Origin of the sequence: Aliiroseovarius sp. PrR006, assembly GCF_010500215.1 — a bacterium.
In the GTDB taxonomy this organism is placed as follows: Bacteria; Pseudomonadota; Alphaproteobacteria; order Rhodobacterales; family Rhodobacteraceae; genus Aliiroseovarius.
Genome location: NZ_JAAGOY010000007.1, coordinates 137,208 through 150,904 on the forward strand (window position 1 = coordinate 137,208; position 13,697 = coordinate 150,904).

Genomic DNA, 13,697 nt, shown 5'->3' on the forward strand with positions numbered 1-13,697 from the left:
TCAGATTGATGGAAAGACCGAACAAATGGACGATACTGACCGCGAACTTCTAGCCCAACTTGAGGGAAACGCGCGACTGCCCGTGGCAACCTTGGCGCGACGTCTGGGATTGGCACGATCGACCGTGCAAGCGCGGATCGAACGCCTTGAAGAGAAGGGCATTATCGCCGGCTATGCGCTTCGACTGGGGGATGCGGCGCGCGGGGACCGCATTCGCGCCACCGTTCTGATTTCGATCGAACCACGCTCAACCCCGGCAGTTCTGGCGCGCCTGAAAACTTTGACGCAAGTCGAGGCCGCCCACACAGCCTCGGGCCGCTGGGATATGGTGCTGCAACTGGCGGCACCTTCGACCGCGTTACTGGACGAGGTGCTGGATGCGATTGGCGAGATTGACGGGGTGAAAGGTTCGGAAAGCCTGATCCACCTCTCGACGCGGATCGACCGGCTGGGCTAGGATAGGCAAGAGTTTCATTTACACCTTTCAGGGGCAAGACCTTGACCTTTAAAGATATTCAAACCGTCAAAACGACTCCGATCGCGGGGCAAATCCCCGGGACATCAGGGCTTCGTAAGAAAGTTAAAGTGTTCTCAGAACCGGGCTATCTGGAAACCTACACTCAGGCGATCTTTAACGCGATTGATCCCACCGGGAAGACCTTCGTTCTTGGCGGAGACGGGCGCTTTTTCAACAGCGAGGCCATCGCTACAATCTTGCGCATGGCCGCAGCCAATGGTGTGGCAAAGATCATCATTGGTCAAAACGGCATTCTGTCGACCCCGGCGGTCAGCCACCTGATCCGAAAGCGTAGTGCAGATGGTGGGTTCATCCTGTCGGCCAGCCACAATCCTGGCGGTCCGGGCGGCGACTTTGGCCTGAAATACAACACTGAAAATGGCGGCCCAGCGCCCGAGGCCATCACGGACAAGATTGTGGCCTGTGCCGAAACGATCTCTAACTACCGGATCACTAAGGATCTGCCCGAAACACTCGAGACCTTGAGCGATCTGGGCACCCACACATTTAACGGCATAGAGATCGAGATCGTCGATCCCGTCGCAGACTATGCCGCGCTGATGGAAGAGCTGTTCGACTTCGACGCCATTCGCAAGATGATCAACGCGGGCTTCACCCTGCGCTTTGACGCGATGCACGCGGTCACTGGGCCGTATGCCACAGAAATTCTGGAACGCCGCCTTGGGGCTGTACAAGGCTCGGTGGTGAACGCCGTGCCTTTGGAGGATTTCGGCGGAGGGCACCCGGACCCCAACCCTGTATGGGCCAAAGAGCTGTTCGACCATATGCACGAGCCAAATGCACCCGATTTCGGGGCGGCCTCGGACGGAGATGGCGACCGGAACATGATTGTCGGCAAGGGGATCTATGTCGCCCCGTCCGACAGCCTTGCGGTGCTGGCGGCGAATGCGCATCTCGCCCCCGGTTACGCGCGCGGGGTTGCTGGCGTGGCACGCTCGATGCCGACCTCGGCTGCGTCGGATCGCGTGGCGGAAAAACTGGGAATCAAGGCCTTCCAGACCCCCACCGGCTGGAAGTTTTTCGGCAATTTACTGGATGCTGGCCGCGCCACGCTCTGCGGCGAAGAAAGTGCTGGCACCGGATCGGATCACGTACGCGAGAAGGATGGGCTGTGGGCCGTGTTGTTGTGGCTGAATATTCTCGCCGTACGAGGTGAAAGCGTGGCTGACATCCTGAAGGACCACTGGCAGACCTATGGCCGGGACTACTATTCGCGCCATGACTACGAAGGTTTGGACACCGCCGCTGCGAATGCCGTCATGGCCGACCTGAAAGAACGCCTGCCCGCCCTGCCCGGCCACCCCGCAGCAAGCCTGACCGTAAGTGCCGCCGAAGACTTTGCCTATACCGACCCGATCGACGCCTCCGTCGCCACGGGGCAAGGCATTATACTAACCTATGAAGGTGGCGCGCGCGCCATGCTGCGGCTGTCAGGCACCGGCACCGAGGGCGCAACGCTGCGGGTTTATCTGGAACAATATGCCCCGCCAGACGGCGACCTGGGCCGCGACACGCAAGAGGCGCTGTCAGAGGTCATCGCGGCCACTTCGAAACTGGCCAACATCGAAGACATGCTGGGCCGCACTGGGCCGGATGTTGTCAGCTAAACACAGGCACAGCTGACGCGCCCATAAACGAAACGCCCGGTGCTTAGCCGGGCGCTTGTCAATTCTGGGAAAGGATTAGCCTGTCACTTCGGTGCAGGTCCCGCGGCCCCAACCGGATTTGGCGCCCGAGGCCGAGAAGTCATAATGGCCGTCTTTCAGGTTCATGTTGTAGTGCAGCGTATAGCTGTAGTCGTCGCTGAACATCAGGTACGTCACCGAGTCCAGACCGGGATACACACTGGCCGTCTTCTTTTCGCCGCCCATCATCAAGTACCCGTCCTTACCGCCGTCAATCGTGACCAATGTCACGGCCATTTCGGGTAGACTTCCGTTAGGAACCTCGCAATCAAAGGTCTGTTCCTGTGCCAGAGCCATGGTGGGGGTGAAAGCCAAAAGAAGGAGTGCTTTTTTCATAAGTATTCGCCTGTTGATCCGGGTTTCCGCCAGACAGCCTAAAGTGATCCGTCGCGTGAGCAGTACTGCTACGGGTTGAATATGGCAGCAATTTGTCAAAACTCCTTCCAACCCTTTCATGCGTTAACCATTTTGAGTTTGTCCCGATTTCACCACCTATTCGATCATTTTCGCCATTCCCTGGGGCTACAGGTGCGGGCGGGGTTTCCCTTTGCCGCCCACTTGGGTAAACGGTCTTGGATTTATGAGATTTGGGACGACCACCATGGCCATGGACAAGACCTTCGACGCGGCATCCGCCGAAGCACGCATCTATAAGACGTGGGAAGAGGCTGGCGCCTTCAAAGCGGGCGCAAATGCCAAACCTGATGCTGACAGCTTCACCATCATGATCCCGCCGCCCAACGTGACAGGCGCGCTGCACCTTGGCCACGCGTTCAACAACACACTACAGGACATCCTGATCCGCTGGCACCGCATGCGCGGCTTCGACACGCTGTGGCAGCCCGGTCAGGACCACGCAGGCATTGCCACCCAGCTTCAGGTCGAAAAGATGCTGGCCGAAACGGGACAACCCGGTCGCCGCGAGCTGGGCCGCGAAGCGTTTCTGGACAAGGTCTGGGAATGGAAGGGCGAATACGGCTCGACCATTATTGAACAACTGAAACGTCTGGGCTCTACCTGTGACTGGTCGCGCAACGCCTTCACCATGGCCGGTGCGCCGGGTGATCCGCGTACGGGGCACGAGAACTCGGCCGATTTCCACGATGCCGTTCTGAAGGTCTTCGTGGACATGTACAACAAGGGCCTGATCTATCGCGGTAAGCGTCTGGTCAACTGGGACCCGCATTTCGAAACCGCCATTTCGGACCTTGAGGTCGAGAATATCGAGACCCCCGGCCACATGTGGCACTTCAAATACCCGCTGGCTGGTGGCGCGACCTACACGTACGTCGAGAAGGACGAGGACGGGAACGTTACGCTGGAAGAAGAGCGTGATTATATCTCGATCGCGACGACCCGCCCCGAAACTATGCTGGGCGACGGCGCAGTAGCTGTGCACCCCGATGACGAACGCTATGCGCCCATCGTCGGCAAGCTTTGCGAAATCCCAGTGGGTCCGAAAGAGCATCGCCGCCTGATCCCGATCATCACCGACGAATACCCGGACATGACCTTCGGTTCGGGTGCCGTGAAGATCACCGGCGCGCATGACTTCAACGACTATCAGGTCGCCAAGCGCGGCGGCATTCCGATGTATTCGCTGATGGACACCCGCGGCGCGATGCGGGCCGATGGCCTGCCCTATGCCGACGAGGCCGCCACCGCCCAGCGCATCGCCAATGGCGAGGAAGGCTTTGACGAGGCGAAGATCGCCGCGATGAACCTTGTGCCAGACGAATATCGCGGGCTGGATCGCTTTGAAGCTCGTAAGCTGGTGGTCGATCAGATCACCGCAGAAGGTCTGGCCGTGATGATCACCAAGACCGTCGAAGTCGACGGCGAAGAGGTCACCGGCACCGTACCCTACGTTGAAAACAAACCGATCATGCAGCCCTTCGGTGACCGCTCGGGCGTTGTGATCGAACCGATGCTGACCGATCAGTGGTTCGTGGATGCCGAGAAGATCGCTGGGCCCGCATTGGACGCAGTCCGCAATGGTGACGTGAAGATCATGCCGGAAAGCGGCGAGAAGACCTTCTATCACTGGCTGGAAAACATCGAACCGTGGTGTATCTCTCGCCAGCTCTGGTGGGGACACCAGGTTCCGGTATGGTACGGCCTGGATCTGTCCGGCAAAGGTTTCAAGGACGACGAGAACGACAACGCGCTTGATCTGGTCGAGATGGGTCGCCTGCTTCTGGACCAAGACCTGCTGCCCGGTCACGAGCACAGCCACTGCGCCCACGATTTCGACGCTGTCGCACCACAGTTCGATGAGGTTCTGGTCACGCTGCCCGCGCCGCTGAACCACGCCCGTGTGGTCGAAGTTGCCACACGCGCCGAAGCGATGCACATGCTGGCCGAAAGCCTTGCTGCCTATGAGACCTCGCAAGATCCCACCAAACTGGTCTACCCGGTTTGGCGCGACCCCGACGTGCTGGACACGTGGTTCTCGTCGGGCCTCTGGCCCTTCGGCACGCTGGGCTGGCCTCAGGACACGGACGAGCTGGAGCGTTTCTTCCCCGGTGACGTGCTGATCACCGGTCAGGACATCCTGTTCTTCTGGGTCGCCCGGATGATGATGATGAGCCAAGCGGTCTGCCAAAAGAACCCGTTCCACACGGTCTATCTGCACGGGCTGGTCCGTGACGAGAAGGGCAAGAAAATGTCCAAGACCACGGGCAATGTGATCGACCCGCTGGAAATCATCGACGAATACGGCGCGGACGCTTTGCGGTTTACCAACACGGCTATGGCCTCGATCGGGGGCGTGTTGAAAATGTCCAAGGATCGCGTAGCCGGATACCGGAATTTCGGCACCAAACTTTGGAATGCTGCAAGATTTGCGGAAATGAACGACTGCAAACCGGTCGCGGATTTCGACCCCACAAGCCCGACGCAGACGGTGAACCGCTGGATCATCTCGGAAACTGCGAAGATCCGTGAAGATGTGGATGCCGCGCTGACCGCGTACCGCTTCAACGACGCCGCACACGGGCTTTATGCCTATGTCTGGGGCAAAGTTTGCGACTGGTATGTCGAATTCTCGAAGCCGCTACTGAACTCGAATGACGAGGCCGTTTTGGCCGAGACCCGCGCCACTATGGCATGGGTCATCGACCAGTGTCTGATCATGCTGCACCCGATCATGCCGTTTGTGACGGAAGAACTGTGGGGCCAGATCGCTGAGCGTCCGAAGATGCTGATCCACGCGGATTGGCCGGAATATGGCGATGAGCTGTTGGACGAAGACGCCGCGCGCGAAATGAACTGGGTGATCTCGCTGATCGAGAACATCCGCTCGGCCCGCTCGCAGATGCACGTCCCCGCCGGTCTGAAAATCCCGGTGATCCAGCAAGAACTGGACGCCGCTGGCCGCACCGCGTTGGAGAACAACCAAGCGCTGGTGATGCGCATGGCACGTGTCGACTCGATCACGGAAATGGCCGAGTTGCCCAAGGGCTGCATCACCGTTGCGGTTGCTGGTGGCATCTTTGCGCTTCCACTGGCCGAGATCATCGACGTGGACGAGGAAATCGCGCGGCTTGAGAAGTCGCTGGGCAAGCTGGCCAAGGAACTGGGTGGTCTGCGCGGGCGATTGAAGAACCCGAAGTTTGCGGAGAACGCTCCGGCCGAGGTTTTGGCCGAGACCAAGGCAAACCTCGCCGCCCGCGAAGAGGAAGAGGCGACGCTGAACGCCGCACTCGATCGTCTGAAAGAAATCTAAAGGACAGGCCGGGGCGACCCGGCCTTTTCTTTTGGCGCGCATTTCAACCTTGCCCGTCTGCGCACGCCCTGCTCTAACAAGGGCATGACCAAGACCCATGCCCGCCTGACCCCGCTTGCCGATAGCCTTCCTGCAACCGTGCCTTTCGTCGGCCCCGAAACGCAGGAACGCACCCGTGGGCGTGATTTTGCGGCACGCCTTGGCGCGAACGAGAACACGTTTGGCCCGTCGCCCAACGCAATCGCCGCGATGCAGGCAGCGGCAGGCGATATCTGGATGTATGGCGACCCAGAAAACTACGACCTGCGTCATGCGCTGGCCGATCACCACGGCATCGCGCCCGAGAACATTCTGGTGGGCGAAGGGATCGACGGGATCCTCGGCTATCTGGTGCGACTTCTTGTCGGGCCGGGCGACATGGTGGTGACCTCGCAGGGCGCGTATCCGACCTTCAACTATCACGTGGCCGGCTTTGGCGGCGTGTTGGAGACGGTGCCCTACAAAGATGATCACGAAGATCCCGTGGCGCTGATCGACAAGGCGGCCGAGGTCGGGGCCAAGCTTGTTTACATCGCCAACCCGGACAACCCGATGGGCACGTGGCATGACGCCGAAACCATCCAGCGCATGATCGACGCGGTACCCGATGGCTGCCTGTTGGTGCTGGACGAAGCCTATATCGAATTTGCCCCGGAAGGCAGTGCGCCCGCTCTGAACACGGATGACCCACGCGTGATCCGTATGCGCACGTTCTCGAAGGCATACGGGATGGCAGGCGCACGGGTGGGCTATGCCATTGGGCAGGCCGAGCTGATCACCGCCTTCAACAAGATCCGCAACCATTTCGGTATGTGCCGTATCAGTCAGGCAGGCGCATTGGCGGCGCTGAAGGATCAGGGGTATCTGGCACAGGTGGTCGCGAATGTGGCCGAGGCCCGCTCCCGGATCGACCAGATCGCGCGGGACAACGGGCTGACCACCCTGCCCTCGGCCACCAACTTCGTTGCTGTGGATTGCGGGCGGGACGCCGCGTTTGCCAAGGCGGTTCTGGACGAACTCATCGCGCTGGATGTCTTCGTGCGCATGCCCTTTGCCGCCCCGCAAAACCGCTGCATTCGCATTTCGGCGGGCCGTCCCGAGGAACTGGACGTGTTTGCGGCTGCTCTGCCCAAGGCGCTGGCAGCCGCCCGCGCCTAAACCTCGGCCATCACCTTCGCCGCGGCGGGCAAAGCGCCCTCTCCATGCGGGATGCCCAGCGCGGTCAGGCCTGATTGAATGGCAGACAGCGCGCTCATCACCATCGGCGCGTTTACATGCCCCATATGGCCCAGACGAAAGAACCCGTCGCCATTGGGGTCTTCGGGCGCGGACATACCAAGGCCAATGCCAAGCGTAATGCCCATGTTCTGTTCGGTCCAATTGCGCAGCGCGGTGCCGTGTGGCGCACCAATGTGCAGCGACGTCACGGCGGTCGAGCGATGCGTCGGATCGGCCACATTCATTTGAAGCGGGCCATCTGCGCCCCACGCATCAAACGCCGCCCAGACCGCGCGGGCCAAATGAGAGTGACGCGCCCAGACGGTGTCCATCCCGCCTTCCTCGGCGATCATTGCCAGGGATTCGCGCAGTCCATAAAGGTGATGGGTCGGGGCTGTGCCTCCGAAATACTGATAGAACTGCTCGGGGTTGGCGCGCGGCGCCCAATCCCAATAGCGCGACACGCGGGGATTGGCTGCCCGGGCGGCAGCGGCTTTGTCATTAAAGAACACAAACCCCATACCCGGCGGCACCATCAACCCCTTCTGCGATGCCGCGACGGCAACATCCACGCCCCAAGCGTCCATTTCAAACTGGTCGCAGCCCATGGATGCGATGCAATCGACCATCAACAGCGCCGGGTGCCCCGCCGCATCCATCGCCGCACGCACCACCGCTACGTCATTCCGGATCGACGTCGACGTGTCCACATGGGTCAATAGGACCGCTTTCAGATTATGTGCAGCGTCGGCTCGCAGCAGCTCCTCAACGCGGGTTGGATCCACAGGCGCCTTCAAACCGAACTCTTCGATGACAGGTTCGATGCCCAGCCCGGTCGCCATCTCGTGCCAGCCATGCCCGAACCGACCCGTGCACAGGGATAGCACCTTGTCACCGGGGGACAGCGTGTTCGACAGGGCCGCCTCCCATGCACCATGACCATTGGCGATATAGATCACCGCATCATGCCGGGTACGGGCAACCGATTTCAGGCCGTCGATCAAACCGGGCATCATATCCACCACCTCGCCCGCATAGATGTTGGGCGCGGCGCGATGCATGGCTTGCAGCACGCGATCCGGCATGACCGAGGGGCCCGGAATGGCCAGATAGGTACGACCGTGGGATAAAGGCATGGGGGGCTCTTTCACTTTTCAGACCTCAAGCGGTAATGCGCCACCCCGATTGCGTCAACGTCGTTGTCAGGGTCGCCTGCTTGTTTGTGGCGCGCGGACAAGTTACATCCCGTAGGTACGCCGTTAGGCGGCAACCCTAAACTGGACCGAAACCGCATGTTCAGAAGCTTGTATGCCAAGATCAAACAACGCGAACATGCGTGGAAACACCAGTTCGGGATGGACATCTCGACGCCTGAAGGACGGCGCGCGGCACGGCTGCGCAGCAACATCATCGATCACTCTTTCATCCGCCGGATCCTGCCCAATCGCCATCAGCTATCACCGGATGCGTGGCGGTCGAACCAGCCCGATCCGGTGCATTTTCCGGCACTTCAGGCAGCAGGGATCAAGACGGTGATCAACCTGCGGGGCGAGAGCAAACTCTCGCACTACCTGTTCGAGGCCGAGGCCTGCCGCGACTATGGTATGACGCTGATCGATCACCAGATGACCGCATACGCTGCGAAAGAGCGCAAGGTTTATCTTGACCTGCTGGACATCATGGAACGTGCCGAAAAGCCGTTTCTGGTTCATTGTAAATCCGGCGCGGATCGCACCGGCATCGCGTCTGCGCTTTACCTGTTGGACCAGTGTGGCGCGACTCCGGACGAGGCGCGCGCGCAGTTGTCCTTGAAATACGCCCACCAACGCTGGACGAAAGCGGGTATCCTGACTGCGATGATCAATGCCTATGCCGATCACCACAAGAACGACGCGATCTCGATCCGGGACTGGCTGGCACAGCATTATGACCCCGAGACAATCACCCAAGCCTTTCAGGCGAAACGGAAAAAGTAATGAGTTCTGAGACCGCCCGCACCGACCAGAAAAAGATGATCCGCTGGCTGTGGAAAGGCTATATGCGCGCCTATCGCCTTCCCTTAGCTTTGGCGATGCTGTTGATGCTGGTCGAAGGTCTGGCACTGGGCGGCTTGAGCTACATGATCAAACCGATGTTCGACGTGGCATTTTCATCGGGAGCAACACAAGCCATCTTAGGCGTTGCCCTTATCGTCGCGGGGATCTTCATCACCCGCGCCTTTGCCGCCTTTGGTCACCGCGTTTTGATGGTCCATGTGGGACAGCGCGTGGCCGCGAAACTGCAATCGGACATGGTCGCACACATGCTGACGCTCGATAGCAGCTATTTCCGCGATAATTCCCCCGGCACGCTTATGGAGCGGGTCCGTGGGGATGCGCAGGCCATTGCCACGATCTGGGAGGTCGTGCTGGCCGCTGTCGCTCGGGATGTTGTGTCTTTGCTTGCTCTTCTCGGTGTGGCTATGTGGATTGATTGGCTTTGGGTTGTGGTGGCCGTGGCCGCGGCACCTGTCCTGACCTATCCGATGGGCATCCTGCAAAAGCGCGTGCGTAGAACCACCACCGACAGCCGGAGCGCTGCTGCCCAGATCTCGACCCGGCTGGACGAGATTTTCCACGGCATCAATTCGATCAAACTGTCGGGCACCGAACGTCACGAGCAGTCCCGCGTGGACCGCGAAATCGACGTCTTCGCCAAAACCCATCTGCAAAGCCAGGCCAATCAGGGTGCCATCGTTGCCCTGATCGACATCATCGCTGCCATCGGCTTTTTCGGCGTGCTGGTCTACGGCGGGTTACAGATCAATGCGGGCGTGAAGACCGTGGGCGAGTTCATGAGCTTCTTCACCGCGATGGCGCTGGTTTTTGATCCCTTGCGCAATCTGGGCAAGGTCTCAGGCGGGTGGCAGGCGGCGATTGCCAGCATGATGCGTATTCGCGACGTGTTCGCCCAGCGTCCGTCGATCCTGTCCCCGGCCAAGCCCGCCGCCCTACCCGCGAAGGCCGCGCAGGCGGATATTGTGTTGGACAACGTGAATTTTGCCTATGGCGACACGCCCATTCTGCGCGGTGCCAGCTTCACTGCCGAGGCCGGAAAAACCACCGCCCTTGTAGGCGCATCCGGGGCCGGCAAAAGCACCGTGTTCAACCTTCTGACACGCCTGGCGGACGCCAAAACCGGCAAAGTAAAAATCGGGAACGCGGACGTCACCGCCCTGCCACTGGATCAACTGCGCGGGCTGTTCTCTGTGGTCAGCCAAGAGGCGCTGCTATTTGACGAGACCCTGCGCGACAACATCTTGATGGGGCGCAATGACGTAGACGAAGCCACAATGAAACATGCGCTGGATACGGCGCATGTGGCGGACTTCCTGCCGCGGCTTGAGCACGGGCTGGACAGCCCTGCCGGACCGCGTGGCTCGAACCTGTCCGGTGGGCAGCGCCAGCGGGTTGCCATCGCGCGCGCCGTCCTGCGCGATGCCCCGGTGCTGTTGCTGGACGAGGCGACCTCGGCGCTGGACACGAAATCCGAGAAGCTGGTGCAAGAGGCACTGGACACGCTGTCCAAGGGCCGTACGACGCTGGTCATCGCGCACCGCCTGTCCACCGTGCGTGATGCCGACAAGATCGTCGTGATGGATCAGGGGCGCGTGGTGGATCAGGGCACGCATGACGAGCTGCTGGAACGCGGTGGCCTCTATGCGCAGCTTTATAACCTTCAGTTTCAGGATGGCGGCGGCGTTTCTGACACGTCCACGCGCAGGGCTAAGGTTTATCTGCCCAAGGAAGCCAAGGAGCCGCCCCGCTGGTCGTTCCGTGGCATTCTGTCAGGCGGCTTATGGCGCAAACGCAAGGACTGACCCTTGGAGACACAGGAGAGCAACATGACAGACCGCACAGTGTTGAGGGTCTCAGGCAAGGATCGCGAAAGCTTTTTGCAGGGGCTGGTGTCGAATGACGTGAAAGGGTTGAAGGACGGCTTGGTCTATGCGGCCCTTCTGACCCCACAGGGCAAGTATCTGGCCGATTTCCTGCTGGTCCCGGCCGAGGACGCCATTCTAATCGACGTCGCCACGGATCTGGCGCGGTCGCTGGCGCAGCGTCTGACAATGTACAAGCTGCGTGCAGATGTCTCGATCGAGGCGACGGACATTACGCCGGCTCGTGGGCTGGGAGATGCGCCCGTCGCGGCATTTGCTGATCCGCGTCACGCAGCACTGGGGTGGCGTGCCTATGATGGTCGCGATAGCCAGACAGGCATAGATTGGGATGCCCTTCGCGTGGCCCATTGCATTCCGGAAACCGGGATCGAGCTGACCGGGGACAGCTATCTTCTGGAAGCTGGGTTCGAGCATTTGAACGGCGTGGAATTCCGCAAGGGCTGCTATGTGGGTCAGGAAGTGACCGCACGGATGAAGCACAAGACTGAGTTGAAGAAGGGGCTGGCAACGGTTTCCATCGAAGGCGAGGCCCCTGTTGGCACGGCGATCACACGGGACGGGAAGCCCGTAGGGACGCTCTTTACCCAATCAGGTGATCAGGCGATTGCCTATCTGCGTTTTGATCGGGCAGGGTCCGACATGCAGGCCGGGGACGCAGTGGTCAACTGGAAGGGCTAAGGGGCGCTGCCCCCGCATGATTTCCCTGCGGAAAATCACGCTCCCCCGGGATATTTAAAACAAGAAAAAGCAGCGTCAGGCGTAGCGCCATTTGCCGTGGCCGATCCCATCCAGCGTATAGGCACCCACGCCGTAGCGGATCAGGCGCAGGGTTGGGTGGCCAATTGCGGCGGTCATGCGGCGGACCTGACGGTTTTTACCTTCGGTGATCTTCAGTTCAATCCAGCAATCGGGCACGGATTTGCGCACACGGATGGGCGGATTACGTTGCCAGAGCCCGGTGGGCTCGTCGATCCGTCGGGCCTTGGCGGGGCGGGTACGGCCGTCTTTGAGTACGACGCCATCACGGAGCGCCTGAAGGGCGGCCTCGTCAGGAACACCTTCCACCTGCACCCAGTATGTTTTTGAAAGCTTATGCTTTGGGTTTGCAAGCTTCGCCTGCAGCTTGCCGTCATCCGTCAGCACCAAAAGCCCTTCGCTGTCCCGATCCAACCGCCCCGCCGCGTAGACACCCGGCAGGTCGATATAGTCCGACAGGGTCTGCCGGTCGCTGCCTTCGTTGCCACGATCGGTGAACTGTGAAAGCACATTGAAGGGTTTGTTGAAGAGGATCGTGGTCATCTGGGCCTCAAACACAAAGGGCAGAGCCTGCGCCCTGCCCTTATTGGGGTATTCCCGAGCCGCTTAGGCGCGTTCGGAATATTCCATGGTTTCGGTGTTCACCACAATAGCTTCGCCTTGTGCCACAAAGGGCGGCACCGAGATGCGTACGCCGTTGTCCAGAACGGCGGGCTTGAAGCTGTTGGCGGCAGTCTGACCTTTGACGACTGGCTCGGTCTCTTCGATGACGCAGGTCACTTTCTGCGGCAGGGACGCGTTCAGGGCTTCGTCGTCGTAGAACTCGACCACGATGGTCATGCCGTCTTGCAGGAAGGGGCGGCGTTCGCCCAGAAGGTCGGCCGGGATCTGGTTCTGTTCATAGGTCTCGGTGTCCATGAAGATCAGCATGCCGTCATCTTCATAGAGGAACTGTTGATCTTTCTGCTCCAGACGTACACGCTCGACTTTGTCTGCGGAACGGAAGCGTTCGTTCAGTTTGGAACCATTGCGCAGGTTCTTCAGCTCGACCTGCGCAAATGCGCCGCCTTTACCGGGCTTTACGTGGTCGACCTTCACTGCAGCCCACAGGCCGTCGTTGTGCTCCAACACGTTGCCGGGGCGAATTTCGTTTCCGTTGATCTTGGGCATATCCTGAAACCTTCACAAAAGGTTGAAATTTCTTGGCCCGACCCTATATCTTGCAGGCTTGTCTCTGGCAAGCACGCGCGTCACGGCCAAATGTAACAGCTATGCGACAGGTGCATGGCTGCCATGTGATCCAGGGGATACCGAATCACGCAGAAAACGCCATATTGGCCGCTACGCCAGAAACCGCAAGAGCAATAATAAAGGACGACCATGCTGGACTCCGTAGACGGTACCGCTTTCAATAACGAACAAGGCAACCGCGCGCGCAAGCTTTTCGCTGCTGTCGTGCTGGCTGCGTTGGACGACGCCATTGCTGATGACAAGAAATACGGCAACGGCCCCGATCAGATCGCCCGCTGGGCCCGGTCGCGCGATGGGCGCGAAGTGTTGAGCTGTGCAGGCATCGACCCGAACGAGCGCGTCGTGAGCGGTCTGATGGACTTCGTGTCCAAAGGCATCCGCACCTCGGTCGCACTGAGCCGCGAAGAGAGCGAGCGTCGCAACGCCGCCACCGCAGAAGCCGCGTAAGCGCGCACAAGAATACTCAATGGAAGACGCGTCCCGTTTGGGGCGCGTTTTTCGTTTCAGCCCCTCGCCATGTCGGAACAGGGCTGGAGCGCGCTT

12 protein-coding genes are annotated in these 13,697 nt (G+C 60.1%); 8 read left to right on the forward strand and 4 right to left on the reverse strand.

Annotation, left to right across the window (positions count from 1 at the left end):
- Window positions 1-25 precede the first annotated feature (25 nt).
- Together G0Q00_RS09230 and G0Q00_RS09235 are read left to right on the forward strand one after the other, a co-directional pair.
- Window positions 26-457 (forward strand): Lrp/AsnC family transcriptional regulator, encoded by a 432-nt coding sequence (locus tag G0Q00_RS09230; protein WP_108856949.1) that lies wholly within the window; start codon window positions 26-28, stop codon window positions 455-457.
- Window positions 458-498: 41 nt separating this feature from the next.
- On the forward strand, window positions 499-2,145 hold the full coding sequence (locus G0Q00_RS09235) for an alpha-D-glucose phosphate-specific phosphoglucomutase (protein ID WP_203564965.1): 1,647 nt from the start codon (window positions 499-501) through the stop codon (window positions 2,143-2,145).
- Between the two features lie 75 nt (window positions 2,146-2,220).
- Here G0Q00_RS09235 and G0Q00_RS09240 read toward each other — a convergent pair whose 3' ends face one another.
- Window positions 2,221-2,559, reverse strand: coding sequence for a hypothetical protein (locus G0Q00_RS09240; RefSeq protein ID WP_163038641.1), 339 nt, complete (start codon window positions 2,557-2,559; stop codon window positions 2,221-2,223).
- Window positions 2,560-2,824: 265 nt separating this feature from the next.
- Here G0Q00_RS09240 and G0Q00_RS09245 point away from each other — a divergent pair, with 265 nt between their 5' ends.
- Together G0Q00_RS09245 and G0Q00_RS09250 are read left to right on the forward strand one after the other, a co-directional pair.
- Entirely contained in the window at window positions 2,825-5,950 is a 3,126-nt protein-coding gene (locus tag G0Q00_RS09245; RefSeq protein ID WP_163040332.1) for a valine--tRNA ligase, read from the forward strand.
- Between the two features lie 84 nt (window positions 5,951-6,034).
- Window positions 6,035-7,147, forward strand: coding sequence for a pyridoxal phosphate-dependent aminotransferase (locus tag G0Q00_RS09250; protein WP_163038643.1), 1,113 nt, complete (start codon window positions 6,035-6,037; stop codon window positions 7,145-7,147).
- On the opposite strand, the gene G0Q00_RS09255 is transcribed toward G0Q00_RS09250, so the two are convergent.
- Window positions 7,144-8,343 carry an alanine--glyoxylate aminotransferase family protein gene (locus G0Q00_RS09255; protein WP_163038645.1) on the reverse strand — a complete coding sequence of 400 codons (1,200 nt, stop codon included), beginning with the start codon at window positions 8,341-8,343 and terminating at the stop codon, window positions 7,144-7,146. The genes G0Q00_RS09250 and G0Q00_RS09255 overlap by 4 nt on opposite strands.
- Window positions 8,344-8,499: 156 nt before the next feature.
- On the opposite strand from G0Q00_RS09255, the gene G0Q00_RS09260 reads away from it, so the two are divergent.
- The 3 genes from G0Q00_RS09260 to G0Q00_RS09270 are packed head-to-tail and all read left to right on the forward strand — an operon-like array spanning window position 8,500 to window position 11,825.
- Window positions 8,500-9,183 carry a tyrosine-protein phosphatase gene (locus G0Q00_RS09260; RefSeq protein WP_163038647.1) on the forward strand — a complete coding sequence of 228 codons (684 nt, stop codon included), beginning with the start codon at window positions 8,500-8,502 and terminating at the stop codon, window positions 9,181-9,183.
- Window positions 9,183-11,066, forward strand: coding sequence for an ABC transporter ATP-binding protein (locus tag G0Q00_RS09265; protein ID WP_239058406.1), 1,884 nt, complete (start codon window positions 9,183-9,185; stop codon window positions 11,064-11,066). The genes G0Q00_RS09260 and G0Q00_RS09265 overlap by 1 nt, the downstream gene beginning before the upstream one ends.
- A gap of 24 nt (window positions 11,067-11,090) precedes the next feature.
- Window positions 11,091-11,825 carry a folate-binding protein YgfZ gene (locus tag G0Q00_RS09270; RefSeq protein WP_163038649.1) on the forward strand — a complete coding sequence of 245 codons (735 nt, stop codon included), beginning with the start codon at window positions 11,091-11,093 and terminating at the stop codon, window positions 11,823-11,825.
- A 75-nt stretch (window positions 11,826-11,900) separates the two neighbouring features.
- On the opposite strand, the gene G0Q00_RS09275 is transcribed toward G0Q00_RS09270, so the two are convergent.
- Window positions 11,901-12,446, reverse strand: coding sequence for a pseudouridine synthase (locus G0Q00_RS09275; RefSeq protein WP_163038651.1), 546 nt, complete (start codon window positions 12,444-12,446; stop codon window positions 11,901-11,903).
- Between the two features lie 63 nt (window positions 12,447-12,509).
- Window positions 12,510-13,073, reverse strand: coding sequence for an elongation factor P (gene efp, locus G0Q00_RS09280; protein ID WP_163038653.1), 564 nt, complete (start codon window positions 13,071-13,073; stop codon window positions 12,510-12,512).
- 210 nt (window positions 13,074-13,283) lie between these two features.
- Here efp and G0Q00_RS09285 point away from each other — a divergent pair, with 210 nt between their 5' ends.
- On the forward strand, window positions 13,284-13,601 hold the full coding sequence (locus G0Q00_RS09285) for a DUF6280 family protein (RefSeq protein ID WP_108856960.1): 318 nt from the start codon (window positions 13,284-13,286) through the stop codon (window positions 13,599-13,601).
- The last annotated feature ends 96 nt before the right edge of the window (window positions 13,602-13,697 follow it).

Excerpts from the sequence above, each read along its gene's own strand:
- G0Q00_RS09230 (WP_108856949.1), top strand. The coding sequence starts at position 26 with ATGGACGATACTGACCGCGAACTTCTAGCCCAACTTGAGGGAAACGCG.
- G0Q00_RS09240 (WP_163038641.1), bottom strand. The coding sequence starts at position 2,559 with ATGAAAAAAGCACTCCTTCTTTTGGCTTTCACCCCCACCATGGCTCTG.
- G0Q00_RS09245 (WP_163040332.1), top strand. The coding sequence starts at position 2,825 with ATGGCCATGGACAAGACCTTCGACGCGGCATCCGCCGAAGCACGCATC.
- G0Q00_RS09250 (WP_163038643.1), top strand. The coding sequence starts at position 6,035 with ATGACCAAGACCCATGCCCGCCTGACCCCGCTTGCCGATAGCCTTCCT.
- G0Q00_RS09255 (WP_163038645.1), bottom strand. The coding sequence starts at position 8,343 with ATGCCTTTATCCCACGGTCGTACCTATCTGGCCATTCCGGGCCCCTCG.
- G0Q00_RS09260 (WP_163038647.1), top strand. The coding sequence starts at position 8,500 with ATGTTCAGAAGCTTGTATGCCAAGATCAAACAACGCGAACATGCGTGG.
- G0Q00_RS09265 (WP_239058406.1), top strand. The coding sequence starts at position 9,183 with ATGAGTTCTGAGACCGCCCGCACCGACCAGAAAAAGATGATCCGCTGG.
- G0Q00_RS09270 (WP_163038649.1), top strand. The coding sequence starts at position 11,091 with ATGACAGACCGCACAGTGTTGAGGGTCTCAGGCAAGGATCGCGAAAGC.
- G0Q00_RS09275 (WP_163038651.1), bottom strand. The coding sequence starts at position 12,446 with ATGACCACGATCCTCTTCAACAAACCCTTCAATGTGCTTTCACAGTTC.
- efp (WP_163038653.1), bottom strand. The coding sequence starts at position 13,073 with ATGCCCAAGATCAACGGAAACGAAATTCGCCCCGGCAACGTGTTGGAG.
- G0Q00_RS09285 (WP_108856960.1), top strand. The coding sequence starts at position 13,284 with ATGCTGGACTCCGTAGACGGTACCGCTTTCAATAACGAACAAGGCAAC.